Genomic DNA, 25317 nt, shown 5'->3' on the forward strand with positions numbered 1-25317 from the left:
GATACAGCCATCCCAGTATTAACCACAATATTGTGATTGTATTCTCTTCTTATTATCAAGGTATTCAATAATATTTGAGATACGTTACTGGGCAAAGGAGACTAAAATAATGAAGTTTATTCCCGATTATAATCATATCCATGCAGCACATTCTCGTATTAAACCCTATATCAATAAGACGCCTGTATTCACATCAACAACTGTCAATAAACTCTTTGACGCTACAGTCTATTTCAAGTGTGAAAACTATCAAAAAATGGGAGCATTCAAATTCCGCGGAGCCATGAATGCGCTATCCCAGTTTAATGATGAACAGAAAAAAGCAGGGGTTATTGCTTTTTCATCCGGCAATCATGCACAGGCAATTGCGCTGGCAGCTAAATTACTGAATATTTCAGCCACCATTGTCATGCCACACGATGCTCCTCAGGCTAAGATAACAGCAACAAAAGGTTATGGTGGTAAAGTCGTTTTTTATGACAGATATACTGAAAATCGTGAAGAAATCGGCCGGCAACTGGCGGAAAAACACGGTATGACACTCATTCCACCTTTCGATCATCCCCATATCATTGCAGGTCAAGGCACCGCAGCTAAGGAGCTATTTGAAGAAATCGGCGAGTTGGATGCTCTGTTTATACCCCTTGGCGGTGGGGGATTATTATCTGGCTCTGCGCTTGCCGCTGCTCACTTATCCCCTACATGTCAGGTTTTTGGTGTCGAGCCGGCAGCCGGTAATGACGGTCAGCAATCTTTTAAAAAAGGTGAAATAATTCATATAGACACCCCAAAAACCATTGCAGATGGTGCCCAAACACAGCACTTAGGGCAACACACGTTTGCCATCATTCGCCACCTTGTCCAAGATATTCTTACTGCGTCAGATGATCAATTAATTGATGCCATGTATTTTTTGGCAGAGCGAATGAAAACCCTTGTCGAGCCTACCGGTTGTTTGGGATTTGCTGCGGCAAAAGCAATGCGGGAACAATTGCAAGGGCAACGTATCGGAATTATCTTGAGTGGCGGAAATATTGATATAAAACGATATGCACATTTGTTAGCAAACAAGATCTAATGAGCATTCATTGTCTAACAATTAAAATAGCCGATTAGCATGATAAAAACGGGGAAACTGTTTCTACTTAACTTTTTCCTGCTCCTTCTTTAACTTCCGCCATAGCGTCGTGCGGCTAATGCCCAGATATTCCGCTGCCGCACGCCGATTACCTGAGAATCTCGCCACAATATCATGTAATGAAATACCGTGTAATGAAGACGTGTTTTCAATAAAAGAAGGGGTCGCAATTTGAGCAGATTTCATACTGCTAATGGTATTGATGCCAATCTGGCGCTCAGGTGACAGTGATAATATCAATGCAGAGGTTAACGCCTGTTCTGGATGTGCACTTAAATAGAGCGCTATCCGTTCCATTAAGTTACGTAGTTCACGCACATTGCCCGGCCAATGATAGACGTGCAACACGTCATGACACCCAGCAAGCTCTTGTATTCTCAATGCAGAAACGGGTAAGTTAAGTACCGCAAAAGCCCGTTGTAAGTACGCTATCGCCAACAAACTAATATCATCTCCCCTCTCCCTTAGTGCGGGTATGTTGATCCGCAATACACTCAAACGGTAGAACAAATCTGCCCGAAAACGTCCTTCCCTGACCCAGGTATCCAAATCACAATGCGTCGCACAGATGATCCGCACCTCGACAGCAATCGGGCGATATCCCCCCACCCTGACAACCGATTTTTCCTCCAATACCCTTAATAACCGCGTTTGCAAAGGCAACGGCATTTCACCGATTTCATCCAGAAATAACGTCCCCCTATGTGCAATTTCAAATAACCCCGCACGCCCACCACGTCGTGAACCGGTGAAAGCGCCTTCTTCATAGCCAAACAGTTCAGCCTCCAGCAAAGACTCAGTAATCGCGCCACAGTTAACCGCCACAAACGGCCGTGGATGCTTACCCGCGAGTTGCCCATACCGCAAGCTATATTCATGATGAATAGCCTGTGCCACCAACTCTTTTCCCGTACCGCTTTCTCCCTGAATTAACACTGTTGCCGTTGAACGGGAGTACAGCATAATTGTATTGCGCACCTGTTCTACCGCAACAGAATTACCCCTGATATCGTTGATTGTATGCCGTGTGCGTAGTTTATCTTCTGTAGGATAAGGCGAAATCACGGCCTGATTCAGTTTGCTCATCCGAGCCATCTCCAAAGCATCCCGAAATGCCTGCCGAATCGAATCCGCTGAATAGACAAAAACCCCCACTAACCCAGCTTCATAAGCAAGATCGGTAATCAATCCTGCTCCGACAATCACTTTGATTCCCATCGCTTTCAAAGCATTAACCTGCGCCCTGGCATCTTCCTCTGTGACATAACTGCGTTGTTCAATGCGCAAATTGAAACGCTGCTGAAATTCTTCTAATGCAGGCAACGTATTCTGGTAGGTAATAACACCCATTCGGGAACTGATTTGTCGGGCACGCGCCAATGCCTGCATAACATCAAATCCGCTGGCTTTAGCAATAATCATCGGCACGGATAAACGGCTTTTTAAATAGGCTCCATTAGACCCAGCGCAAATCACAGCATCACAATGCTCGGTTTCTAGCCGTTTGCGAATATGTTGAACCGCCCGTTCAAAACCCAACTGAATCGGTGTGATATCAGCTTGATGATCAAATTCCGGTGTAATATCACGAAAAAGATCAAACAGCCTGGAAACAGAGACTGTCCAAATCACGGGTTTGTTGTTATCACGTTCCCCTGCGTGTGCTGATGCCATATCTCCTCCCCCATTTCTTGTATACTGTTTCACCGCCAAAACATGAAACAAAAATGAAACATATTTGATTCAAGATGAAACAAATATACATTATAGCCAATAGCTAAACAGTAACCACCCATCAACCAAAACCTATTCACCCAATTAATTTAGATAATAAAAACAATACGATTGTTATATCCCTGTGGGTTCACTTTCCCGCTTTTAAAGTATTGGCATAAACCTTGCTATAAACATTTCCATAGTAACAATCAAACACAAATCGTTTCATTTTAGTAACAATGGGGTTGTATATGGCATTTTCTTCCGCTGGTTTAGCTTTTCGTCAGGCAATAAAGGACGAATCTCCGCTACAAGTCGTCGGAACCATCAATGCAAACCATGCATTGATGGCAAAACAGGCAGGTTACAAGGCGATTTACCTTTCAGGCGGTGGGGTTTCCGCAGGTTCACTGGGGCTACCCGATTTGGGGATCTCTACGCTGGATGATGTGTTGATTGATGTCCGCCGCATTACTGATGTCTGTGACTTACCGCTGCTTGTCGATGCCGATATTGGATTCGGTTCCTCAGCGTTTAATGTCGCCCGCACAATTCGTTCTATTATTAAAGCAGGGGCCGCAGGTGTCCATATTGAAGATCAGGTCGGTGCTAAACGTTGTGGCCATCGTCCAAATAAAGAAATTGTCTCCAGACAGGAGATGGTAGACCGTATCAAGGCTGCCGTTGATGCCCGCACTGATGAGAATTTTGTCATTATGGCCCGCACAGATGCACTGGCCGTAGAAGGGTTAGATGCCGCACTGGACAGGGCCGCAGCTTATATCGCAGCGGGTGCTGATATGCTGTTCCCTGAAGCAATCACAGAGCTGCCTATGTATCAGGAATTCGCGTCCAGAACGCAGGTTCCCGTTTTAGCGAATATTACCGAGTTCGGTGCTACGCCGCTCTTTACAATCGAAGAATTAAGGCGCGTCAACGTCGCCATTGCCCTTTACCCTCTATCGGCATTTCGGGCGATGAATAAGGCGGCCGAACAGGTCTATACCACTTTGCGTCGGGATGGCACCCAGAAAAATGTCATCAATATGATGCAAACCCGTAATGAACTTTATGAAAGCATCAACTACTACGATTTTGAACGAAAACTGGATGCCCTGTTTTCCCAGAAAAATAGCAGAGGTGATACTTATGAGTAAGCAGAATACGACAGCGGGAGTCTCTGAATCTACACCCATCAAACCCAAAAAATCAGTTGCACTGTCCGGTGTTACGGCAGGCAATACGGCGCTCTGTACCGTTGGCAAAAATGGCAATGAGTTACATTACCGTGGCTATGATATTCTCGATTTGGCCGCCCATTGTGAATTTGAAGAGGTCGCTTATCTTCTCATCCACGACAAGCTTCCCTCCCGCGCAGAATTAACTGCCTACAAAAACAAATTGCAATACTTGCGGGGCCTGCCCGGCAGCGTTAAAGCCGCCTTGGAAGCACTGCCTGCGATGGCGCATCCTATGGATGTCATGCGTACTGGTGTTTCTGTACTGGGTTGTACTTTGCCAGAAAAAGAAGATCACAACCTGGCGGGTGCCCGCGATATTGCTGATCGCTTACTCGCCTCGCTCAGTTCAATACTGCTTTATTGGTATCACTACAGCCATCATGGCCGCCGCATTGAAGTTGAAACCGATGATGATTCCATTGGCGGACACTTTCTCCATCTCTTGCATGGTCAAAAACCACAGAGATCATGGGAAAAAGCCATGCAGACTTCCCTTATCCTGTACGCCGAGCATGAATTTAATGCTTCTACCTTTACCAGCCGGGTCATTGCGGGTACTGGATCAGATATTTACTCTGCCATTATCGGGGGGATTGGTGCCCTGCGGGGACCAAAACATGGCGGGGCCAATGAAGTTTCATTTGAAATCCAGCAACGTTATGACACTCCCGCGCAAGCCGAGGCCGATATTCTGGCCCGTTTGGAGAGAAAAGAAGTCATCATGGGTTTTGGTCATCCGGTTTATACTGTTTCCGATCCCCGCCATAAAGTGATTAAAGAAATTTCCCGGCAACTGTCTCAGGAAGCAGGGGCGCCCCAGATGTATGACATTGCGGATCGGATTGAATCCATAATGTGGGATAACAAGAAAATGTTCCCGAATCTCGATTGGTTCTCTGCGGTTTCCTATCACATGATGAGAGTACCTACTGCCATGTTTACCCCGCTGTTTGTGATTGCCCGTACTTCCGGTTGGGCCGCTCACATTATTGAACAACGTATTGATAACAAAATCATCCGTCCATCCGCTAACTATATTGGCCCTGAAAATTTGGCATTTATACCGATTGAACAACGTTAATAATTCGATTTAAGGATTAATTATGTCTACCTCTGTTGTTAACAACCGTCCTGATTACGATCAGGTGATTGTAGATATTGTGGATTATGTCATGGACTACACCATTACATCCCCAATTGCTTACGCCACAGCCCACCACTGCCTGATAGATACGTTGGGTTGTGGACTGGAAGCGCTGGAATATCCCGCCTGTACAAAGTTATTAGGGCCAATTGCGCCGGGCACAACGGTGCTTAATGGCGCGCGTGTACCCGGAACTCAATTTCAGCTCGATCCTGTTCAGGCTGCATTCAACATTGGAGCCATGATCCGCTGGCTTGATTTCAATGACACCTGGCTGGCGGCCGAATGGGGACATCCTTCTGATAATCTTGGCGGAATACTTGCCACCGCCGACTGGTTGTCCAGAAATGCGCTTGCCCACGGAGAAAAACCACTCACCATGTGGGATATTCTGACAGCGATGATTAAGGCGCATGAAATTCAAGGCTGTCTGGCATTAGAAAATGCTTTCAATAAAGTCGGATTGGATCATGTCGTTTTAGTCAAAGTGGCATCTACGGCGGTTGTTGCCCAACTATTAGGGTTGAAACGGGAAGAAATATTAAGTGCGGTTTCATTAGCCTGGGTTGACGGACAATCCTTGAGAACTTACCGCCATGCCCCCAATACCGGCTCTCGCAAATCCTGGGCGGCGGGAGATGCAACTTCCCGTGCCGTACGTCTGGCGTTGATAGCCCAAACAGGCGAAATGGGCTATCCCTCCGTATTGACGACCAAAACCTGGGGGTTTTATGACGTCCTGTTCAATGGTCAGCCCTTCAAATTCCAGCGCCCTTATGGCGCTTATGTGATGGAAAATGTGCTGTTCAAAATCGCTTTCCCGGCAGAATTCCATTCACAAACTGCGGTAGAAGCGGCTATGATCTTACATCAGCAACTGAAAGAGCGCGGCAAGGGCATTGAAGATATTGCTCACATCACAATACGCACCCACGAAGCCTGTATCAGGATCATTGATAAACGAGGACCATTGAATAATCCCGCCGACAGGGATCACTGCATTCAATATATGGTTGCTATTGCACTGATTTTTGGTCGTCTGACGGCGGCGGATTATGAAGATGATATCGCGGCCGATCCACGCATTGACGCCTTGCGGGAAAAAATAGTCTGCGTCGAAGACCCCGATTTTACCCGTGATTATCACGATCCCGAAAAACGCGCCATCGCCAATGCGCTGACGTTGACATTCACCGATGACACCCAACCGGACGAAGTTAAAATCGAATTCCCGCTTGGACACGCCCGTCGCCGCAAAGAGGGCATTCCGCTATTAGAGGAGAAATTCAAAACCAATCTGGCGCGTCGCTTCCCGCAAGAGCAGCAACAAAAAATTTTAGCGGTATCTCTTGACCTGATGTCATTGAGAGACATTCCGGTAAACGAATACCTTGATTTGTATGTCATATAATGTGTATACCCATCCAACTTCAAGATGCGTGTTATATTTCCCCACGTAGCGGGGAAATATAAGGCCTCGCGTCGTCTTGCGGATTGCAGCTTGAAGTTTATCGGGTATATACCCCTGAGCGATGGATGTAGGAGGAGAGATTATGTCATTCCAAGATTTCTATCAGCATTCAATTGATGATCCCGATACTTTCTGGGCAGAACAGGCTGAACGAATACACTGGCAACAGCCTTTTGAACAAGCGCTGGATCATAGTCATCCCCCGTTTGCCCGTTGGTTTTGTGAGGGAAAAACTAATCTCTGCTACAACGCACTCGACCGCTGGTTGGAAAGCCAACCCGATGCCAGAGCACTGATTGCCATTTCAACGGAAACTAAAACCAATAGCGAACGAGTTTTCACCTATAAAGAATTACATCGGGAAGTGAATCGAGCCGCCGCCATCATGTTGTCGCTCGACGTAAAAAAAGGCGATCGTGTCGTTGTTTATATGCCAATGGTGGCCGAAGCCCTGTTTATTTTACTGGCCTGTGCCCGTATTGGGGCAATCCATTCAGTCGTATTTGGCGGTTTTGCTTCCCACAGTCTCGCTACCCGATTAGATAACGCCGAACCGGTTTTAGTCGTCTCAGCGGATGCGGGTTCACGTGGGGGAAAAATCATTCCTTATAAACCTCTGCTTGATGAAGCTATTGCGTTAGCCAAGCACACGCCCCGTCATGTTTTGATGGTAGATCGCGGGCTATCCGATATTCATTGGGTGAACGGCAGGGATATAGATTTTGCCACACTACGGCAGCAGCATCTTGATGCGGAAGTTCCTGTCACCTGGCTCGGTTCCAATGAAACGTCTTGTGTGCTCTATACATCAGGTACAACCGGAACCCCGAAAGGGGTTCAACGTGATGTCGGCGGTTATGCCGTAGCGCTGGCAACATCAATGGACCTTATTTTTGGTGGTAAGGCAGGCGGCGTTTTTTTCTGCACATCGGATATTGGCTGGGTTGTCGGGCACTCTTATATTGTCTATGCCCCCTTGATCGCCGGCATGGCGACTATCATGTATGAAGGTCTCCCGATACGCCCGGATGCGGGCATCTGGTGGCAAATTGTCGAAAAACATCGTGTCACCCGAATGTTTTCTGCCCCTACAGCAATCCGCGTTCTGAAAAAATACCCGACGAATTGTATCGCCAAATATGATATCTCATCGCTTGAAACACTCTATTTAGCGGGAGAACCCCTTGATGAACATACCGCCCGTTGGATTGCCGAAACTATTAATGTGCCTGTCATTGATAACTACTGGCAAACTGAAACAGGCTGGCCCATTATGGCAATTGCCCGCAGTCTGGATGACAGGCCAGGCTGTTTTGGCAGCACCGGCTTTCCCATGTACGGTTTTAACGTCAAACTGCTCAACGAACTGACGGGGCAGGAATGTGGGGATAATGAAAAGGGAATGCTGGTCATCAAAGGCCCTTTGCCTCCGGGTTGCATCCAGACCATCTATGGCGACGATCCCCGTTTCATTAATACTTACTGGAGTCACTTTGACCAGCAAGTTTATTCGACATTTGACTGGGGGATACGTGACAGCGAGGGGTATTATTTTATTCTGGGACGTTCGGATGATGTGATTAACGTTTCCGGCCATCGTTTGGGAACACGAGAGATTGAAGAGTGCATTGCCAGCCACGAAGATGTTGCCGAAGTTGCCGTCATTGGTGTCAAGGATGAAATAAAGGGACAAGCTGCCGTGGCGTTTGCTGTCCTCAAAGAAGGACGAGAAATCCAGAGTGCTGACCATTTTGCCACATTGGAGAAAGCATTAATGGAATTGGTTGATAAGAAAATCGGCAGCGTCGGACGTCCGGTTCGGGTCTATTTTGTGACGCAATTACCGAAAACCCGTTCAGGAAAAATGTTGCGCCGTACCATGCAGGCTATTTGTGAAGGACGTGAGCCAAGCGATATTGCCCTGATTGAGAACCCCGCAGCCTTGGAAGCCATTCGGGATGCGATTTCCCATTAAGCAAGTATCAGCCATACCAAGTATTCGTACTCAGGAACATATACTCATCTCTTTTTTGTTTAGTTTTCATTTAATGCCGCTGAGTTATTATAACTCGGTACTACATTTCTCTCAGCTACTTTTACCTATTTCTCGCTCCGTTCCTACACGGAGCTTTTTTTATCCAGATAAATAGATTAGCTTTTTCGTTCGTTAATTTTTAAAGTGAAATATTAAATCAGGGTACACAAATTCCTATTCATAAGACGTGAATTAATGCGCTATCTTAGGCTCTTTTCGTGCAGCTTCTGCCCATTCCACCATTGCAGGATGTTTTGACATACGATCAACCCATCTCTGACTGATTGCAGAAAATTTCAATCCGTAGGTTTGGGCGCGGAAAACCACAGGGGCATAAAATGCATCAACAGCCGTAAATTTATCTCCCGCCAGCCATTCACCCCCAAATCTAGTTAGCACTTCTCGCCCATGCCCTGGCTATTTTATCTGATGGCCAAACTTGTATATGTTCTTCAGCAAGATATTCCACAATTGCCAGAGAATCCCAGACAGTAATCTCTCCATCAATCAGACAAGGAACCAAACCAGTAGGTGAAAATGCCTGGAATTTCTCACGGCTGCTTTTAGCATCTTCAAAATAGCTCAACTTTTCATTAAAAGGTATATCCAACACTTTGAGCAAAATCCACGGACGCAGTGACCAGGAAGAGTAATTTTTATTGGCTATCCACAATGTATACATCGTCTTTCTCTCTATACTCGATAAACTTCAAGTTGCAATCCGCAAGACGACGTGAGGCCTTATATTTCCCCGTTGCGCGGGGAAATATAACACGCATCTTGAAGTTGGATTGGTATATAATAATGAAACAGTGTAATTAAATTTAATATTTTCCTATTAAAATAGTGAATTATTTAATCCATTATAAAATACCATATTATTAGAATAACACCCCATAAAAAATAAAATAACACATAAAATAAAGAAATTAATTCACTACGCAATTTAAAAACTCTCGGCTATATTGTAGAAACATATTTATATTAAAAATAAGGATATAATATGTCTCTCAAAAACACTTCCACCAGCTTTGGCCAAATTTCTATTCTAATTCATTGGCTAGTCGCGCTCGCTGTTTATGGAATGTTTGTACTTGGATTATGGATGGTCACATTAAGTTATTACGATAACTGGTATCATCGTGCTCCTGAGCTGCATAAAAGTATAGGTAGTTTATTATTTATTGTCATGATTATTCGGGTAGTATGGCGATTTATTTCGCCACCACCAAAACCTTTGGCAAGCTACAGTCTTTTTATTCGCCTCAGTTCACAATTGATGCAACTCACTCTCTACATCACCTTATTTGGTATTCTATTTAGTGGATATCTTATTTCTACCGCCGATGGGCAACCTATCAACATTTTCGGCTGGTTTGAAATTCCTGCAACCTTAACAGGTCAAGGCGTACAGGCTGATACGGCGGGCGTTATTCATCTTTATCTTGTCTGGATTGTTGTCGTGCTCTCCCTATTACATGGGCTTGCGGCACTGAAACATCACTTTATTGAAAGTGATACCACCCTAAAAAGAATGTTTGGTTACAAACCAAATTAAAATGACTTTTGGAGAATTATTATGCTGAAAAAGACGCTAGTAGCCCTGACCGTAGGGGGATGGCTTATGAGTACAGGAAGCGCACTCGCTGCTGATTATAAGTTCGATAAAATAGGCCAACATGCCTTTATTGAATTTCGTATTCAGCATTTAGGATTTAGCTGGCTTTATGGGGGTTTTAAGGATTTCGATGGTAACTTTACTTTTGATCCGCAAAATCCGGCAAACGATAAAGTGAATGTGGTTATCAAAACCGACAGTGTAGATACCAAACATGTCGAACGAGATAAGCATTTACGTGGATCTGACTTTTTGAACAGTAATAAATATCCTGAAGCTAAATTCACATCAACGAATATTAAGAAAGAAGGTGAACATTACTTTATTACCGGCGATCTCACATTAAATGGTGTAACCAAGCCTGTCACACTGGACGCAAAATTGATCAATGCCGGAAACGACCCGTGGGGAGGATATCGCGCGGGTTTTGAGGCGACAGGCAAACTCAAACTAAAAGACTTTAATATTAAAGAAGATCTGGGACCAAAATCTCAGGAAGTCGAACTGATCATTTCCGTTGAAGGCGTGCGGGAAAAAGCCTAATCATAAAAGAACGCGGTAAGAAAAACGTACCGCGTTCTATTTTATCCCCTTCGGCTTTCAAAATACCTATTGGGTCATCAGTTCATTAATATGACGCGTTATTGATGCCAACGCATTATGGGCATCATAATCTGCCTTAATGATCTGTGACTGCTGGTGCCATATCGGGGAAGATAATATCCTTGTCACCGCCTGATATAATTGCTGCTCACTGGGTGTATCAGTATGCAAACTGATACCACAACGTGACCAGATAACGCGGGCGACGGCCTCCAGCTTACCATCTCCTGTTCCCGCGACCACCAAAGGGACACCGTGACGAATGGCTGAATTCAGTGAACCATATCCACCATTGGTAATAAAAATTGATGATTTCGGAAGCCAGTGTTCAAAATTGAGATACTCTACCACTCTGGCATTTGCTGGCAGATCGTTGCCCAGGACATCAATAGAACGGCCACCGGTAATCGCTAATACCCGAACTGGCAACGTAGCCAATGCGTGCAATGCCGGTAATATCAATTGGCTAAAATCAATATTAGCCAGTGTTCCCTGAGTCACCAGAATCAAGGGCTGGCTCTCATCCGGCCAACTGATTTGCGTTTTATCCTCTTCCACTTTCACCGGTAATGAGCCGATAAATTCCACCGTTTCAGGTAAATCATCACGAGAAAATTCAAATGACTGCGTTGCCAGTTGTAAGAAACGATCAACTCCGCTCATCAAAACATCATTATGATCTCCTGTCAGTGGGAGACAATCTACGGCAGCAAGCGACTGATTGAATGCGGCCCTGACCTGTTCAATTAATTGGTGCGTTTCCTCATCGACCAATTGCTCGCGTGTTAAATCAGCAGGTAATAATTCAGGTGGGATCCTGGCCCCCCAGAATATGGCATCTTTTGCTGACCACGGCAGCGGAGAAACACCAATAGCAATGACAGGAATACGTTTTTCAGCCGGTTTCTGCAATAACGGCAGCACCGAATAAAAGGTATTATCGATAATGAGCAGGTCAGCTTGTTCTTCTTCGATCACTTGCATCAATTGTTTCGATAACACAGGAATAGGTTCGGCAAAAAATCGCCTTAGCGATAGTGCCATCTGGGTATTTCCCGGTGGATGTTCTGCCCGTTCGGGAACATGTTTTTCCAGATAGCGGTAATCCACATCGACTTGCTTATCGAAAGGAATAAAAGTGGCGCCTAACGCTTCTCCCTTCGGTTGGAACAAGGAACCACTGAATATTGTGACATCGTGTCCCTGTCCTATTAAATGCTCCGCAATAGTGAATATTGGCAAAACATGACCAGGCGTTGCAACCGCAGCTAAGACAATACGCGACATTAATCAAACCTCCTTCAAGGTAACGTCTACTTAATCGGCATTGGAAACAGAACCGGAAACAGAAATAGTACGGAAGCTGTGATTTTTACACACGGGCACGCCGTGGATATGCACCCGTTGAATATGACGAGGAGAACGGGAAATAAAAGCTTCACGTCCATGTAATAAAGTGAAGTTATCGCAAATCGCAATGTCACCAGACTGCCATTGGTGGGCGTAGAAATAACGCGGATCATACAATCGGTTATATAATGTTTCCTCAAGAGCTTGTTGCTCTTCGTGTGACATTCCATCTATCTTCAAAGCGTGATGATCAGCATACTTCACATCTTCTTTGCCCATCGGCTCATTATAACGCATCACCCATTTTTTACCGTCGGGATGAAGACAAACCAACGGTGAAATCACTTCGCCGCCATAATGTGTCACTCGTCTTGTACGGTAAGTAATAGTCGTATTTTTCCATGCATTACGCTCATCATCACTGGTCTCAGTAATCAATTGTTCCGTGTTGACAAACGTGGTGCGCCCTCCTTGAGCCGCTTCGGGGGCAGATACACAGTGAAATATCTGAAATTCAGGGATCGTTTCCCTATACATTCCATCCCAATGCAACGGTACACTACTGCTATCCAGAACATGGTCAGAGGGTTTCGGAGACTCCATAACATCCAATACAGCACCAAATGGCCACATCATGATTTCACCCCAACGGCCAGAATATTCCGCTAATTTCTCTTTATCCGTAAAACCGGATTGAAAGCCACGCAATACAACCAGCAGATGAGTTCGGGCTAATTCACGCAAAGCATCAACCGACAGTACGGTAATATTCTGACCAGGGTAATTGGGCGTAATCAATACGCCAAAAGGTTTCATCGCCTCAATATGACAATCAAGTTCATAGGTATTCATGATTTCTCTCTCTAAAATATGGTATACCACGTGGTTGTTCTGCTTATGCTGTCGCTGTTTGGAATTCTGTTTGCGGGTTTTCTTCTGATGACATTTCAATCACGTAATGGCTTGGAACACCTCGAATTTCGATCAGCTTTCCATTCATCTTTTTCACTTCATCGCTTTTCATCAGTACAAACTGACCGTTAATGTTGGCCGCCACACCGTGCCACGGCGTCAACCAATCATCGCGGGTTGGCATCATATGAATACCAATTTTGATACTGTCCACGGGCTGCGGGTGAATAGAAAGACGGATCGCCAAAGGGAACTGTTCTGCCAACAAATTACCCCACGCCCAGCTACGTTGAATAACCCCAGCCGAGCGCTGGCGTGCATCTTTTTGCAACGCATTTTTTGAACCTGTATATTCCGGCAATAAGCTATCTTCATAAAGAAAACGAGTAATCGCCCGATATAATTGAACACCTTCTTCCGTTTTTTTAAGTTCTTCTTTGATCTCCTCGATTGAAGAGGCGTAACGACTAACCAATAATTCACGCAGTTGATCGTAATCATTAGTATATTGCGTTAGTGATTCAACGTTACCAAGATTAAAAACTGAAAGATGAGTCGCGCCCAGTTCATGCAACAATTTTTCAATTTCTAATTGATAATGGGTAATTGTGTCATCATCGACAAGAATAAGATCACTAAAAACATGACCATCAGAACAAATAACAATATTTGCCCCAGGTGGATAATAAAGCTGAATACGCTGACAAAGGGAATTCAGAAAAATCAGTGATAATTTTTCTGCCATATCCGGCATTTTACCCAATACTTTTCTAGGATTGGGGGATTTTGTCGGAAAGGCAGGTAAAATACATTCGATAGGTTTCCCTTGCTCCACAAATGCACGGATACGTGGTAGCTGAACCTCGGAAACCTTTTTTTCTTCATCTTGAAGTGTATATTCAGACTCAGGAAAACGACGTCGATACTGCAATAATTCGTGTAAAATTTTGTCAGACACTTCTTCTATGTCAAGATGTTCCATAATTCATTCCTAATTTATTACATTTACATCACGGCTAATTAATGCAATTGACGATATTGCTGGGTATAAAACATCAGCTCACATGCTTTCAAATATATAAAAAAACACAAAAATAAAACTTACAGCATGGAAGTTACAATATACAACCAAATTCAACCATAAATACACTGAGTTTTTTTATTGTATCTTTTTTTATTACATGTGTTATACAACCATAAAAATCATGAGCATAAATATATATCATTATAATTTCATAAAAAAATTAAAATTTTTAAAAATTTAATTCAATTTTTTTGATGATGTTACAAAACAAAAATAAAGTTCAAAGTTCTTAAGAAATATTTTTTTAAAAGCTATATTATTTATATATCTAACATCATTTGTTACGGAATAAAAAATAATGCATAACGAATTTACCAATAAATCCGAAAACGAGGGGGCAACAACCCCATATACTCAAAATCAACTCATTAAATCGCGCTGCGTTATTATCGCGGGAGAAATTAATCAACAACTCGCTGAAAAAAGTAATAACGCAGCTAATAATTTTGCAGGAAATCAGTAGTGATCCAATAAAAATATTTATCAATAGTCAAGGTGGGCACGTTGAAGCAAGTGATACCCTGCATGACATGATTAAATTTATCAAACCCAGAGTCGTGATGATTGGTACTGGTTGGGTAGCACGTGCTGGCTTTCTGGTATCAATTAATTTAAGAAGGTATTGCAGCCATTGCCGGCTCAATCAAACTCATCAGTTCTTCTTTTGACACGCCATCACGTGACTGCAATGAAATGGCCTGCATAATCCCCAAAAAATATGATGCCAATTTTCCAACATTGGTATCATCGGGTAACTCACCATCTTTTACCCCTTTTTCTATCCGACTATGAATCAATGCGAGTGTGTTTTTACGCACAGTTTTAAGATAAGCATGAACATCCTCATTTTCTTGAGAATGGTTAATCACTCCTAAAATCAGCAAACAGCCGCCGGATCGGTTCGAAGTCGCCACCTCGACAGAGCACTCTAACATTGCTCGCACACCTTCCCTTACACTAACAGCTTCATTAAGACTGTCCATTGCTTTAGCCCCGACTGTTTTAATATAGAGTTCAACCGCTGCATAAAAGGCTTTTTTCTTACTGCCAAATGCCGAATAGAAACTCGGTGGGTTGATATTCATCGCAACCGTGAGATCAACAAGTTGTGTACCTTCATAACCTTTATTCCAAAACAGCTCCATTGCTTGTTGAAGCGCAGTATCACGATTAAAACTTAAAGGACGTCCTCGTTGTGCCATCATATGTACCATTGTTATTTTTGTAGTAACTATAACATAAATATATTGACCCATTTTCGCAAGTCATATAATTTTGTAATCCATACTACATAAATGATCAACAAAAGACGCTAATTATGGAAAACTTAAGCCCTAGTAATATGAATAATTGCCATACTACGACAAAGCATAAATCGATTCCTCTGGCCATTTACATCCTAACCATCGGTATCTTCACTATAGTGACTAGTGAATTTCAAGTGACGGGAATGGTACCAATTATGGCTTACGATTTAGGCGTATCCATTTCTCAAATTGGTTATCTTGTTTCCTTATATGCTTTAGCCATGGCGTTTGGTGGCCCACTTCTCGCTACGGGATTATTAAAAACATCCCCCAAAACAGCATTAATTAGCCTATACGTGACTTTCATTATCGGTGAAATCCTTGGTGCACTTGCAAATTCCTATCCCATGCTAATGGTCGCAAGGATTATCACTGGTGCCGCTTCGGGAGCCTTCTTTGGTGTTGCACTGGCAATCTGTGTGGAAATCGTAAGGGAACAGCAACGAGCATGGGCAATTTCTATTGTACTTTCCGGCATTATGTTGGGAACGATCTTAGGGCTACCCATGGCTAACTTAATAGGCACATATGTCGGTTGGAGAGAAAGTTTTTGGACAACCAGTGTATTAGCCACAATAGCAAGTGTTATCAGCATATTTTACCTTCCCTCTATCCCCAAAATCCCTGCTATTAGTTTACGTGCGGAACTAAGAGAACTAAAAAATCTGAAATTATGGTGTGTTTTTTCCACCAGCTTGCTGATTATCGGGGCAACTTTTGCGGCATTTACTTACTTTATACCAATATTAAAAGAGGTAACGGGTTTCAGTGATGATATGATCGCCAGTTTGCTGATTCTCTATGGTATCGCCACAATAGTGGGCAATATCGTGGTAGGTAAATTCGCAGATCGCCATATAATCACAGTCTTAACCATCGGCTTAATTTCTCTTACCCTATTTCTCCTGCTCTTTGGTTTGTTTGCTGATAACAAATCACTTGCAGCCTTATCCCTAATTGGTATCGGATTAGTCGGAGTAACGATGAACCCAGCTATGGTCATTCGGGTGATGCGAACAGCTAATAGTCGCCCACTGGTTAATACAATTCACTCCTCCGTGATAACGCTGGGTGTGGTCATCGGCTCTTTTCTTGGTGGATTGTGTATTGATTTAGGCTGGGGATTGCAGGCTCCACTATGGGTTGGTGCATTGATGGCTTTCATTGGCTTAACAACTTTATTACCTGATATTTTCACCTTATATAAAGAAAATAATACGGCTAATAGATGATGATATTTATTTTCAGCGTGAATTTTTATTTCTAATGAGTGGATATAAACAGCGCAGGCGGTATTATCCAAACACTAATAATAACCGCCTGCTTTCTTAACACTTATTGAGGTACTCCAGGGATTTTCGTTTTGTCTAATGTCCATACAAAATCCTGCTCTACGACAGGCGAAAATCCCAGTTTCTTATAAAGCCAACCTGCATGAGAAGTCACCAACATCACATGTTTTACATGGGGAATAATCGGATGCTGTAAAACACATTCTACCAACCAACGCCCTAATCCTTTCTTCTGATAGTCATCGATAATAAACACATCAGAAAGATAAGAAAACATTGAATAATCAGTTACTAATCTTGCAAAACCAATTGCTTTATCACGATGAAATAATGCAAAGCATAAACTATTTTCTATTGCAGTTTTGACTTTATCCAACTCAACACCCCGCGCCCAAAATAATTGCGTTAATTCACTATGAACGAAATGCATATCGATCTTACTCTTATCCGTTGTGATCCAATATTCACCCCGTTCCCATGTTATATTTTGTTCCATCATTTTTCCTTTTAAGAAGAGCTTGAAATGTGAATAAATCTACCATAAAAAGGAATAAAAAAAGCCATGCTATAACATGGCTTAATCAAAATGAGGGAAATATCAATTAACGGATGAATCATCTTTCTGTAAGAGTGTCCGGTATATCAATCCACCGATAGCACCGCCAATTAATGGAATCAACCAAAATACCCAAAGCTGCTCCAAGGCCCAGGTCCCCTGAAAAATAGCAACCGCAGTACTTCTTGCCGGGTTAACCGATGTATTTGTGACTGGAATACTGATTAAGTGAATAAGTGTCAATGCTAAACCGATAGCCAATGGTGCAAAACCTGCTGGTGCATTTTTATCTGTTGCTCCAAGAATGACAATCAAGAAAAAACCGGTTAATACTAACTCAATAATAATTGCAGCTTGTAATGAAAAACCACCAGGAGAGTGTTCACCATAGCCATTAGATGCAAAACCACTTGCCGTTGCATCAAAACCACTTTTACCGCTGGCGATAAGGTACAGTACTGCGGCTGCCGCAATCCCTCCAATGACCTGGGCAATAATATAAGGAATAACATCTTTAGCTGAAATACGCCCGCCAGCGAACAATCCCAATGTTACCGCCGGATTAAAATGCCCTCCTGAAATATGCCCTACGGCATAGGCCATCGTTACCACCGTTAAACCAAAAGCCAGAGATACGCCGACAAAACCAATCCCCAGCTGTGGAAATGCCGCAGCTAAAACAGCACTACCACATCCACCAAACACCAACCAAAAAGTCCCCAAAAACTCTGCCGATAACTTTTTAAACATTCGATGATTCCTCAATGATATTTGCATGAATGCAAAAGAATCCACAAACAGTTTAGTTAGTGTTTTTAATTATGGGCAAGGAACCACAGACAGAAAAATAAAGAAAAAATCAATATAAATTGATTTATACTCGATAAACTTCAAGTTGCAATCCGCCAGACAACGAGAGGCCTTATATTTCCCCGCGCAGCAGGGAAATATAACACGCATCCTGAAATTGAATTGGTATATTGTTACATTAACAATAAGCAACGAAGAAATGCATTTTTAAACAACCTGAGTTTAATATAACAACCCAGGTTGTTTATTTATTTAATCAAAAATTTATTTGATAACTGCTTTCTTTACCTCATCTGAGGCTTGCCAAATACGATATTTAACGGTCAACGATTTTGGCGTATATACTACGATAGGTAATTTGCTGTTATAACGGATAAAAGCATCCTTACCTAACTGAACCTGAACAAAACGCACTGTTTCTTCTTCATTTGGACAAGCCATTTTTGTGGAAGCGGGACCCGTCACATTATTTAGCACATAATAGTCATATCCCCAACCCTCCAGCGTTTTAGTCTCCAACTGACCGCCAAACCAGTGATGATTACAATCCACTTTCATATCTTTGCCAATCACCAACTCAACTATATAGCCGTTTTCATGTTCTTTCTGAGGCAATTCAATCACGCTACGAGCCATTTTCTCAGAAGGCGCAGGATAAGGGGCGATGTCTTCCAGTTTTTTGTCGGCAAAAACCGAAGTTGATACCATCAATGCAGCTAAAGGAAATAGATATTTTTTCATATATTACCTCTGAATATGTTTAAAAAGGAGACTAGATAATAACAACAAAAAAATTGGGGTAAATTATGTTTTTTGGCAAGGCACTGATTCTTAAAGGCATCAAATAAGAGAAAATCTATTACTCATAATCAATGTTAATTTTTATTAATCACCAATCTGATGAACAGGTTCTACCAGTTCTTTTTTATGTGATATTTCTCAAATCTGATATTAAAATGACCTGCTACACTCTCATTGAGTGTGGTAGTGAATTTCGTATAGGAGGTTTTATGTTTCCAGAATATCGTGATTTAGTATCCAACCTGAAAGAGTCTCATCCCCGCTTCCAATCCCTGTTTGAAAAACATAACCGACTTGACCACGAGATAGCCCAACTTGAAGGCCCAAATGGTGCAGGTTACAACGATAAAGTTGTGCGCCTGAAAAAAAGAAAAACTACACATCAAAGATGAAATGCAAAGGATTTTGCAGGAACAATATCAGAACCAGAAATAAACAGCTAAATGGTTTTGACGCCTACTTTGTTGACGAGTGGGCGTCACAAAAAGTTCTCGAATAGAGAACCTCTTCAATCCAGCATCAAAAAAAAGCCACCATAACGGTGGCAAAAAAAACTGGAGCAATAATTTTTTCGTTATTTATTGTACGGCAGCTGCTTTCTGGCGAGGTTGTCTCTTGGTTTTTGCCCTTGGATGTGGCATCACATTCTGGACTTCACCTGGCTTAGAAATGAAACGGACAAAGGTTTCATGGCTGACGAACGTTGCCCCACAATTGATATTCTGACATTGGTTATAGCGCTCCTTTGTTTGGCTCGAATGCTCAAAGCTGCTACGTGTATGCGCTGATTGATCACACAGAGGACACTTAATCATATTGTTCACCTTTCTGAAATCGTTATCTTGAAATAACTGTCTTGAAATAACACCGTCTCGTCTGGTGAACAATATACCAAAGATCTCATATAGAGATCAAGTACTCATTTCAAATTAGTCGCTTTTTATTTCGAGATCTAATGATGTCGTAAAACCACTGTCATTGAGCGTATGAGTGACTTTGACCAAGGTCCAGTCAGTTCCATCAATTTCTGGCTTAAACCCTTCTAACTGGATGGGCATTTCAGGATAAATATCAGCACGCCCCAATGCTAATGTGATAGAGAACTGCGCAGCACCTCGTTGTATTTTTTTCCAAGCAGCGATAGCGGCACGCTCTGCACTTTCTTTGTCAGAATAAATACGTGAAAGCGCCAGAGTATTCTCCTGAGTTCCCACCAAATAGCTTGCAGATTCTTGCTGTACCGTCGTCGTTTGATGGTGTTCAACCGTTGATTCACGCTGTTCTTCATAAGATGAGCTTGCTGCAATATCGTAATTTGCTTCTATCTCGATACTGCCGTTACCTTTGTTTTTGCTTTTCTTTTTACTCCCCTTTTTAATATAAGCTGGCTTACCACGACCTTTCGTTTTTGGTTTTTTCTTCGCCAAATTAACTTTGCCAGGTGCAGGTGGTTTAGGTTTAAGATCTTTGTCTTTTTTAGAGGATTGTGGTTGCTTTTTCCCGGAAGAAGCCTCCTCTTTTCTAGTGGTTTTTTTGTCTGTTTGAGAAGAACTTTTGCCTGATGATTGGCGACTACTTTCATATTCAACGACAAGTTCAGCTTTTCCTTCCTCTGATTCCTTTCGCCTCAGTTTAACCGTCTGTTTAGTTGCTGTACGTGTATCCATCCATTGGGCAACAACACCAGTATAGGCCTCACGATCGGACAGAGAAAATCTGTGACTATCCCCTGACTGACGCGTGATCAGCACAGTCTGAATATTCTGACCACTCACTGTTTTATTCTGCCCTTGCTGAACAAACAATAATTCGCCATTTTTGACTGAAGCGATTGCACCTTCTTGTTTTGCCAGTCGAGTCAAAAAGCTCATGTCAGATTCATTGGTTTGATCGATATGCACAGAGATATTTTCCAACTCTGAACTTATCTTAAATGCCAATTTATTTCGGGCAGCAATGGTACTGACAATACTGCCTAGCGTGCATTTATGGTAAGAAATTTCCTTTTTCGTATTCAGATCACCACGAAAATCTGCACTGCGGGCACGAATGGTTAATCGATCGGGCGCACCACTATGTTCAATTTCATCAACAACAAATTTTCCTTTCGGTGTTAAGGAGTGGCCATGCCACCCCAGTTCTAAGATAAGAATATCGCCACGACGAGGCAGCTTCAGCATTCCGTCCGCATCATCCAACTCAATATCGAGCTGGTCTGATTCCAAACCACGATTATCCGTCAATGTTAATGACATCAGGCGTGATTGAATCTTTCCACTGATATCCTGGTTGTTGATTTCCAGCCGAAAAGCAGGCTTACTGGTTTTTCCAGTGACCAAATCAAATTGAGGAACCCAATCCGTGTCGGGTATCCACTTTTCAGAATCAATCATGAGAACACTTCCTTGACTTTACCCACAACATCATCTTTGGATGCAGAAAGTTTCTTTGGCAAATTAGGTAAATCTTTCTTGATATCAGAAAGCTGATCCTGCAAATCGCCCAACATTTCAAACAAATTATTGTCAACACGTCGCAAAGTCAGCGTAAAACTGATTTTTCTGGCCGCACCGCCTGACATAAATTCTGTTTTTGTCTCATCAATGCTTTCGATAACGAACATACCGTAAATGGCTCCACTGCCATCAATAAAAGACCACGCCTTGCCACTATCAGCCATCAATTTCAATGCGGTTAATGAAAGTGAACCCCCTGTCAGTTCAGGATAAAGCTCCCCTGATAGCGTGATCGTATCATTGTCTGAACCGACAAACTGCCATGCAGGCCGCGCTCCCACGCGGCTGTTAAAGGCATGTCGCCAACTCTGTTTATATTGAAAAGTCTGATAGGGCGTTGTTTTCAGCATAAAAACAAATAAACCAAGTGCAGCCATCATGAGAAATCTTCTCCTCTGTCTGAAAATGAGCTACGCGTACGAGCCTGTTGTATGCGTTCCCTTTGTTCCAATTCCTGCCTGACCATACGGGCAATATCCTGCGCGGATTGTCCCTGGGAGCCATAGACATAGATGTTATATTGCGGTGCCGCGCCACTGTATTGCTGTGGCTGGTTCTGCTGCCGCTTCGCCTGCACTTCTTCATAAGCGTGAGCAGGTAAACTCTGCGCGTGGAATGGTGCATCCTGCGCCGCAATCGGTAGTGACATTGTGCTAAGAGCAACACCAGCGGCAGCATATTTCGCTGTATTTCTCCGACTGATCACACTTGCCGGCCCTCTGATAATTTCAGGGCCACGCTCACCTGCGATGCCGAATTCTCCAGCCGGAATATTCCCGCCTGTATCGTATTGAGCAATCTGCTTCGCCTGTTTAGCTGTTTCGCTCTTGGTAACTTCCTCTGATTTTTTTAACGTGACCTCTTTTTTCTCATCATCAGACCACCACGATTTAAACCAATCAGTAATAGAGGCAAATTTATTTTTCAGGTTCTCCCATTTTTCTTGAATACCAGATAACAAACTGTCGATCATATTCGAACCAGCTTGTTTTAATTTTTCAGGAATAGCCTGAACATCAGCAACAATTTCATTCCATCTATCTGAAATTGATTTTTTGACGCTCTCCCAAATTTCCAATGTATTCTGTTTAACGGATTCCCACACTCCACCTATTTTAGCTTTAACGGATTCCCAAGCTTCTGAGGTACTTTGTTTAATAGTGTCCCAATTTTGGTAGATAAGGCCAATTAATCCACCATTCATGAAATAACTCTTAATACCTTCCCAAGCAGCATTGACTCTGTCTTTAATTCCCTGCCATGCATTGCTACAAACATTTTTGATGTTTTCCCACAATGCAGTGAATTTCGGCCCTAATGTTTCCCAATTCTGCCAAATATAAATAGCAGCCATTGCGATAACGCCAATAATAGCAAGAATTGGGTTTGCCATCATAACTCGGCCAACAACCATTATTGCACGACCAAGCATACTGAAAGCAGTACCTAAAAAGCCTAAACCTTTCGCACCAATACTTCCTAGAATGCTTATACTATTGCCCAAAAAGCCAAATACTTTTTGTCCAATACTTCCTAGTTTTCCTATACCTTTTTTTAACCCTACAAAAATACCGCCTCTGTTACCGCCACTGGATAGTGTACTTAATGAATTTCTGAGAAAACCAAAAACTTTCCCCCCAACACTACCCAATATATTGAGGCTACTTCCCAAGTAACTAAATACTCTTACACCTAATTGACCAAAAATACTTAGGCTAATTCTCAGGGAACCAAAAACGCGTATCCCCAACTGCGCAAAAATATTCAAACTTATTCGCAGTGAGCCAAATATTCGGATACCTAATTGTCCAAAGATATTTAGCCTAATACGCAGCGAACCAAATATTCTAATACCCAACTGGCCAAAGATATTCAGGCCTATACGCAATGAACCAAAAATTCGGATACCCAATTGCCCAAAAATATTCAGGCCTATACGCAGTGAACCAAAAATCCGGACGCCTAATTGCCCAAAGATATTCAGGCCTATACGCAATGAACCAAAAATTCGGACACCTAATTGCCCAAAGATATTTAGCCTAATACGCAATGAACCAAAGATCCGGACGCCTAATTGCCCAAAGATATTCAGGCCTATACGCAGTGAACCAAAAATTCGGATACCCAATTGTCCAAAGATATTCAGGCCTATACGCAACGAACCAAAAGTTCGGACGCCCGACTGCCCAAAGATATTCAGGCCTATACGCAGTGAACCAAAAATTCGGACACCCAATTGTCCAAAGATATTCAGGCCTATACGCAACGAACCAAAGATCCGGACACCTGACTGTCCAAAGATATTCAGGCCTATACGCAGTGAACCAAAAATTCGGACACCCAATTGCCCAAAGATATTCAGGCCTATACGCAGTGAACCAAAAATTCGGACACCTGACTGTCCAAAGATATTCAGGCCTATACGCAGTGAACCAAAAATTCGGACACCCAATTGCCCAAAGATATTCAGGCCTATACGCAGTGAACCAAAAATTCGGACACCCAATTGTCCAAAGATATTCAGGCCTATACGCAGTGAACCAAAAATTCGGACACCTAACTGCCCAAAGATATTCAGGCTAATACGCAGTGAACCAAAGATCCGGACGCCTAACTGCCCAAAGATATTCAGGCCTATACGCAGTGAACCAAAAATTCGGACACCCAATTGCCCAAAGATATTCAGGCCTATACGCAATGAACCAAAGATCCGGACACCCAATTGCCCAAAGATATTTAGGCTAATACGCAATGAACCAAAGATCCGGACGCCTAACTGCCCAAAGATATTCAGGCTTATACGCAACGAACCAAAAATTCGGACACCTAATTGTCCAAAGATATTCAGGCCTATACGCAATGAACCAAAAATTCGGACACCTAATTGCCCAAAGATATTCAGGCCTATACGCAGAGAGCCAAATATTCGGATGCCTATCTTTCCAAAAATATTTAGCCTAACTTTCAATGTTCCAAAAATCTGGATAGACAAAATACCAAAGATACGGAGACTAACTCTCAGAGAACCAAAAACTCTTATACCAACACTGCCAAAAATTTTTATAGAATTAATCAGAATTTGAAACGATGCTTTCACTGAATTAGTAGGAAATTTCAAAACTGTTTTAATTTTTTTCAGCGTGCCAAATAAAATTGTTATCTTTGGATTAATATTAATAACCAATTTATCTAACAATTTAAAATTGTTAGTCATATTACCCGTCACACCCAGATTAAATTCACTCTTTTTACTGGATGAATTCTCTTGTCTAATATTCTGTGTAATTTGGGTGATATTGGCTGATTGGCTAGCAGCGCTGACTTGCACCACTCCAGTGGCGTTTTTCTGCGCAGAGAAAGATTGTTTAATGGTTTGATTATAGGTTTTAAGCTCGGCACGCAGACGCGCAGTTTCCTGCGCATAACCTACAATGGGTTTTAATCCTTCAACAGTCTTATTAAGTTTTTTAAACTGGTTATAAATTTTATCAACTGAACCTACCAGTTTTTTCTGATGCTGTTGAAAAGATTTAAAGGAACTGGTCAGCTTTCCAACGGTACTCAGTACCTTGTTGAGCTGTGACTGTATATTACTCATTTTCTGCACCACTTCTTAAAATGGCCCGATGCCGCCAGTCCAATAGTTCCGAGAGTGACATTTCATCTGTGACTGTCGGTGACCAGTGAAAAACGGTGGCAATATCTGCCACCAATTCATCAACG

22 protein-coding genes and 2 pseudogenes are annotated in these 25317 nt (G+C 42.7%); 10 read left to right on the forward strand and 14 right to left on the reverse strand.

Annotated elements, in window-relative coordinates; all coding sequences use genetic code 11:
- Positions 1 to 109 precede the first annotated feature (109 nt).
- Complete coding sequence (locus PXH59_RS10435) at positions 110 to 1078, forward strand: threo-3-hydroxy-L-aspartate ammonia-lyase (protein WP_047769677.1); 969 nt, start codon at positions 110 to 112, stop codon at positions 1076 to 1078.
- Between the two features lie 63 nt (positions 1079 to 1141).
- On the opposite strand, the gene prpR is transcribed toward PXH59_RS10435, so the two are convergent.
- Positions 1142 to 2812, reverse strand: a complete 1671-nt coding sequence (prpR, locus tag PXH59_RS10440) for a propionate catabolism operon regulatory protein PrpR (protein WP_285808287.1) — start codon at positions 2810 to 2812, stop codon at positions 1142 to 1144.
- 293 nt (positions 2813 to 3105) lie between these two features.
- Here prpR and prpB point away from each other — a divergent pair, with 293 nt between their 5' ends.
- From prpB to PXH59_RS10460, 4 genes are all read left to right on the forward strand, one after another.
- Positions 3106 to 4011, forward strand: coding sequence for a methylisocitrate lyase (prpB, locus tag PXH59_RS10445; RefSeq protein ID WP_047769673.1), 906 nt, complete (start codon positions 3106 to 3108; stop codon positions 4009 to 4011).
- A complete protein-coding gene (gene prpC, locus PXH59_RS10450) occupies positions 4004 to 5176 on the forward strand; it encodes a bifunctional 2-methylcitrate synthase/citrate synthase (protein ID WP_047769671.1) in 1173 nt (390 codons plus the stop codon). Before prpB ends, prpC begins: the two co-directional genes overlap by 8 nt.
- A gap of 22 nt (positions 5177 to 5198) precedes the next feature.
- Entirely contained in the window at positions 5199 to 6650 is a 1452-nt protein-coding gene (locus PXH59_RS10455; RefSeq protein WP_285808288.1) for a bifunctional 2-methylcitrate dehydratase/aconitate hydratase, read from the forward strand.
- Between the two features lie 142 nt (positions 6651 to 6792).
- Complete coding sequence (locus PXH59_RS10460) at positions 6793 to 8685, forward strand: propionate--CoA ligase (protein ID WP_285808289.1); 1893 nt, start codon at positions 6793 to 6795, stop codon at positions 8683 to 8685.
- 252 nt (positions 8686 to 8937) lie between these two features.
- Here PXH59_RS10460 and PXH59_RS10465 read toward each other — a convergent pair.
- Positions 8938 to 9427: pseudogene (locus tag PXH59_RS10465) on the reverse strand (glutathione S-transferase N-terminal domain-containing protein).
- Positions 9428 to 9748: 321 nt separating this feature from the next.
- Here PXH59_RS10465 and PXH59_RS10470 point away from each other — a divergent pair.
- Together PXH59_RS10470 and PXH59_RS10475 are read left to right on the forward strand one after the other, a co-directional pair.
- Positions 9749 to 10303, forward strand: coding sequence for a cytochrome b (locus PXH59_RS10470; protein ID WP_285808290.1), 555 nt, complete (start codon positions 9749 to 9751; stop codon positions 10301 to 10303).
- A 21-nt stretch (positions 10304 to 10324) separates the two neighbouring features.
- Positions 10325 to 10906 (forward strand): YceI family protein, encoded by a 582-nt coding sequence (locus tag PXH59_RS10475; RefSeq protein WP_285808291.1) that lies wholly within the window; start codon positions 10325 to 10327, stop codon positions 10904 to 10906.
- Positions 10907 to 10972: 66 nt separating this feature from the next.
- Here PXH59_RS10475 and PXH59_RS10480 read toward each other — a convergent pair whose 3' ends face one another.
- The 3 genes from PXH59_RS10480 to pvcA are packed head-to-tail and all read right to left on the reverse strand — an operon-like array spanning position 10973 to position 14210.
- Positions 10973 to 12253, reverse strand: a complete 1281-nt coding sequence (locus tag PXH59_RS10480; protein WP_285808292.1) for a glycosyltransferase — start codon at positions 12251 to 12253, stop codon at positions 10973 to 10975.
- A gap of 30 nt (positions 12254 to 12283) precedes the next feature.
- Positions 12284 to 13168 carry a tyrosine isonitrile desaturase/decarboxylase gene (pvcB, locus tag PXH59_RS10485; protein ID WP_285808293.1) on the reverse strand — a complete coding sequence of 295 codons (885 nt, stop codon included), beginning with the start codon at positions 13166 to 13168 and terminating at the stop codon, positions 12284 to 12286.
- A 43-nt stretch (positions 13169 to 13211) separates the two neighbouring features.
- Complete coding sequence (pvcA, locus tag PXH59_RS10490; protein ID WP_047769654.1) at positions 13212 to 14210, reverse strand: L-tyrosine isonitrile synthase; 999 nt, start codon at positions 14208 to 14210, stop codon at positions 13212 to 13214.
- 548 nt (positions 14211 to 14758) lie between these two features.
- Here pvcA and PXH59_RS20260 point away from each other — a divergent pair.
- Positions 14759 to 14980, forward strand: a complete 222-nt coding sequence (locus PXH59_RS20260) for an ATP-dependent Clp protease proteolytic subunit (protein WP_369813280.1) — start codon at positions 14759 to 14761, stop codon at positions 14978 to 14980.
- Here the strand turns inward: PXH59_RS20260 and PXH59_RS10500 are convergent.
- Complete coding sequence (locus PXH59_RS10500; RefSeq protein ID WP_285808294.1) at positions 14924 to 15568, reverse strand: TetR/AcrR family transcriptional regulator; 645 nt, start codon at positions 15566 to 15568, stop codon at positions 14924 to 14926. The genes PXH59_RS20260 and PXH59_RS10500 overlap by 57 nt on opposite strands.
- A gap of 62 nt (positions 15569 to 15630) precedes the next feature.
- Between PXH59_RS10500 and PXH59_RS10505 the strand changes: the two genes are divergently transcribed.
- The gene (locus tag PXH59_RS10505) at positions 15631 to 16851 is read left to right on the forward strand and encodes an MFS transporter (protein WP_235428338.1); all 1221 of its coding nucleotides are present in this window, start codon (positions 15631 to 15633) and stop codon (positions 16849 to 16851) included.
- Positions 16852 to 16954: 103 nt separating this feature from the next.
- Here the strand turns inward: PXH59_RS10505 and PXH59_RS10510 are convergent, their stop codons facing one another.
- The 3 genes from PXH59_RS10510 to eco form a co-directional block, all read right to left on the reverse strand.
- Positions 16955 to 17410 carry a GNAT family N-acetyltransferase gene (locus tag PXH59_RS10510; RefSeq protein ID WP_352232056.1) on the reverse strand — a complete coding sequence of 152 codons (456 nt, stop codon included), beginning with the start codon at positions 17408 to 17410 and terminating at the stop codon, positions 16955 to 16957.
- A 99-nt stretch (positions 17411 to 17509) separates the two neighbouring features.
- Entirely contained in the window at positions 17510 to 18217 is a 708-nt protein-coding gene (gene aqpZ, locus PXH59_RS10515) for an aquaporin Z (RefSeq protein WP_285808295.1), read from the reverse strand.
- Between the two features lie 324 nt (positions 18218 to 18541).
- Positions 18542 to 19018 carry a serine protease inhibitor ecotin gene (gene eco / locus PXH59_RS10520; RefSeq protein ID WP_047769646.1) on the reverse strand — a complete coding sequence of 159 codons (477 nt, stop codon included), beginning with the start codon at positions 19016 to 19018 and terminating at the stop codon, positions 18542 to 18544.
- Positions 19019 to 19287: 269 nt separating this feature from the next.
- On the opposite strand from eco, the pseudogene PXH59_RS10525 reads away from it, so the two are divergent.
- Positions 19288 to 19513 (forward strand): annotated as a pseudogene (locus tag PXH59_RS10525) (HP1242/YdcH family protein).
- Between the two features lie 143 nt (positions 19514 to 19656).
- On the opposite strand, the gene PXH59_RS10530 reads toward PXH59_RS10525, so the two are convergent.
- The 5 genes from PXH59_RS10530 to PXH59_RS10550 all read right to left on the reverse strand — a co-directional run bounded on the left by PXH59_RS10530 (position 19657) and on the right by PXH59_RS10550 (position 25304).
- Positions 19657 to 19893 carry an ogr/Delta-like zinc finger family protein gene (locus PXH59_RS10530; RefSeq protein ID WP_285808296.1) on the reverse strand — a complete coding sequence of 79 codons (237 nt, stop codon included), beginning with the start codon at positions 19891 to 19893 and terminating at the stop codon, positions 19657 to 19659.
- Positions 19894 to 20007: 114 nt separating this feature from the next.
- Positions 20008 to 21471, reverse strand: a complete 1464-nt coding sequence (locus PXH59_RS10535) for a phage late control D family protein (RefSeq protein WP_285808297.1) — start codon at positions 21469 to 21471, stop codon at positions 20008 to 20010.
- On the reverse strand, positions 21468 to 21974 hold the full coding sequence (locus tag PXH59_RS10540; RefSeq protein WP_047769640.1) for a phage tail protein: 507 nt from the start codon (positions 21972 to 21974) through the stop codon (positions 21468 to 21470). Before PXH59_RS10540 ends, PXH59_RS10535 begins: the two co-directional genes overlap by 4 nt.
- Complete coding sequence (locus PXH59_RS10545) at positions 21971 to 25192, reverse strand: phage tail protein (RefSeq protein ID WP_285808298.1); 3222 nt, start codon at positions 25190 to 25192, stop codon at positions 21971 to 21973. Before PXH59_RS10545 ends, PXH59_RS10540 begins: the two co-directional genes overlap by 4 nt.
- Positions 25185 to 25304 carry a GpE family phage tail protein gene (locus PXH59_RS10550; RefSeq protein ID WP_071827277.1) on the reverse strand — a complete coding sequence of 40 codons (120 nt, stop codon included), beginning with the start codon at positions 25302 to 25304 and terminating at the stop codon, positions 25185 to 25187. Before PXH59_RS10550 ends, PXH59_RS10545 begins: the two co-directional genes overlap by 8 nt.
- Positions 25305 to 25317: the final 13 nt, after the last annotated feature.

The sequence above is a fragment of the Xenorhabdus bakwenae genome (assembly GCF_030272115.1).
In the GTDB taxonomy this organism is placed as follows: domain Bacteria; phylum Pseudomonadota; class Gammaproteobacteria; order Enterobacterales; family Enterobacteriaceae; genus Xenorhabdus; species Xenorhabdus bakwenae.

Excerpts from the sequence above, each read along its gene's own strand:
- PXH59_RS10435 (WP_047769677.1), top strand. The coding sequence starts at position 110 with ATGAAGTTTATTCCCGATTATAATCATATCCATGCAGCACATTCTCGT.
- prpR (WP_285808287.1), bottom strand. The coding sequence starts at position 2,812 with ATGGCATCAGCACACGCAGGGGAACGTGATAACAACAAACCCGTGATT.
- prpB (WP_047769673.1), top strand. The coding sequence starts at position 3,106 with ATGGCATTTTCTTCCGCTGGTTTAGCTTTTCGTCAGGCAATAAAGGAC.
- prpC (WP_047769671.1), top strand. The coding sequence starts at position 4,004 with ATGAGTAAGCAGAATACGACAGCGGGAGTCTCTGAATCTACACCCATC.
- PXH59_RS10455 (WP_285808288.1), top strand. The coding sequence starts at position 5,199 with ATGTCTACCTCTGTTGTTAACAACCGTCCTGATTACGATCAGGTGATT.
- PXH59_RS10460 (WP_285808289.1), top strand. The coding sequence starts at position 6,793 with ATGTCATTCCAAGATTTCTATCAGCATTCAATTGATGATCCCGATACT.
- PXH59_RS10470 (WP_285808290.1), top strand. The coding sequence starts at position 9,749 with ATGTCTCTCAAAAACACTTCCACCAGCTTTGGCCAAATTTCTATTCTA.
- PXH59_RS10475 (WP_285808291.1), top strand. The coding sequence starts at position 10,325 with ATGCTGAAAAAGACGCTAGTAGCCCTGACCGTAGGGGGATGGCTTATG.
- PXH59_RS10480 (WP_285808292.1), bottom strand. The coding sequence starts at position 12,253 with ATGTCGCGTATTGTCTTAGCTGCGGTTGCAACGCCTGGTCATGTTTTG.
- pvcB (WP_285808293.1), bottom strand. The coding sequence starts at position 13,168 with ATGAATACCTATGAACTTGATTGTCATATTGAGGCGATGAAACCTTTT.
- pvcA (WP_047769654.1), bottom strand. The coding sequence starts at position 14,210 with ATGGAACATCTTGACATAGAAGAAGTGTCTGACAAAATTTTACACGAA.
- PXH59_RS10500 (WP_285808294.1), bottom strand. The coding sequence starts at position 15,568 with ATGGGTCAATATATTTATGTTATAGTTACTACAAAAATAACAATGGTA.
- PXH59_RS10505 (WP_235428338.1), top strand. The coding sequence starts at position 15,631 with ATGGAAAACTTAAGCCCTAGTAATATGAATAATTGCCATACTACGACA.
- PXH59_RS10510 (WP_352232056.1), bottom strand. The coding sequence starts at position 17,410 with ATGATGGAACAAAATATAACATGGGAACGGGGTGAATATTGGATCACA.
- aqpZ (WP_285808295.1), bottom strand. The coding sequence starts at position 18,217 with ATGTTTAAAAAGTTATCGGCAGAGTTTTTGGGGACTTTTTGGTTGGTG.
- eco (WP_047769646.1), bottom strand. The coding sequence starts at position 19,018 with ATGAAAAAATATCTATTTCCTTTAGCTGCATTGATGGTATCAACTTCG.
- PXH59_RS10530 (WP_285808296.1), bottom strand. The coding sequence starts at position 19,893 with ATGATTAAGTGTCCTCTGTGTGATCAATCAGCGCATACACGTAGCAGC.
- PXH59_RS10535 (WP_285808297.1), bottom strand. The coding sequence starts at position 21,471 with ATGATTGATTCTGAAAAGTGGATACCCGACACGGATTGGGTTCCTCAA.
- PXH59_RS10540 (WP_047769640.1), bottom strand. The coding sequence starts at position 21,974 with ATGATGGCTGCACTTGGTTTATTTGTTTTTATGCTGAAAACAACGCCC.
- PXH59_RS10545 (WP_285808298.1), bottom strand. The coding sequence starts at position 25,192 with ATGAGTAATATACAGTCACAGCTCAACAAGGTACTGAGTACCGTTGGA.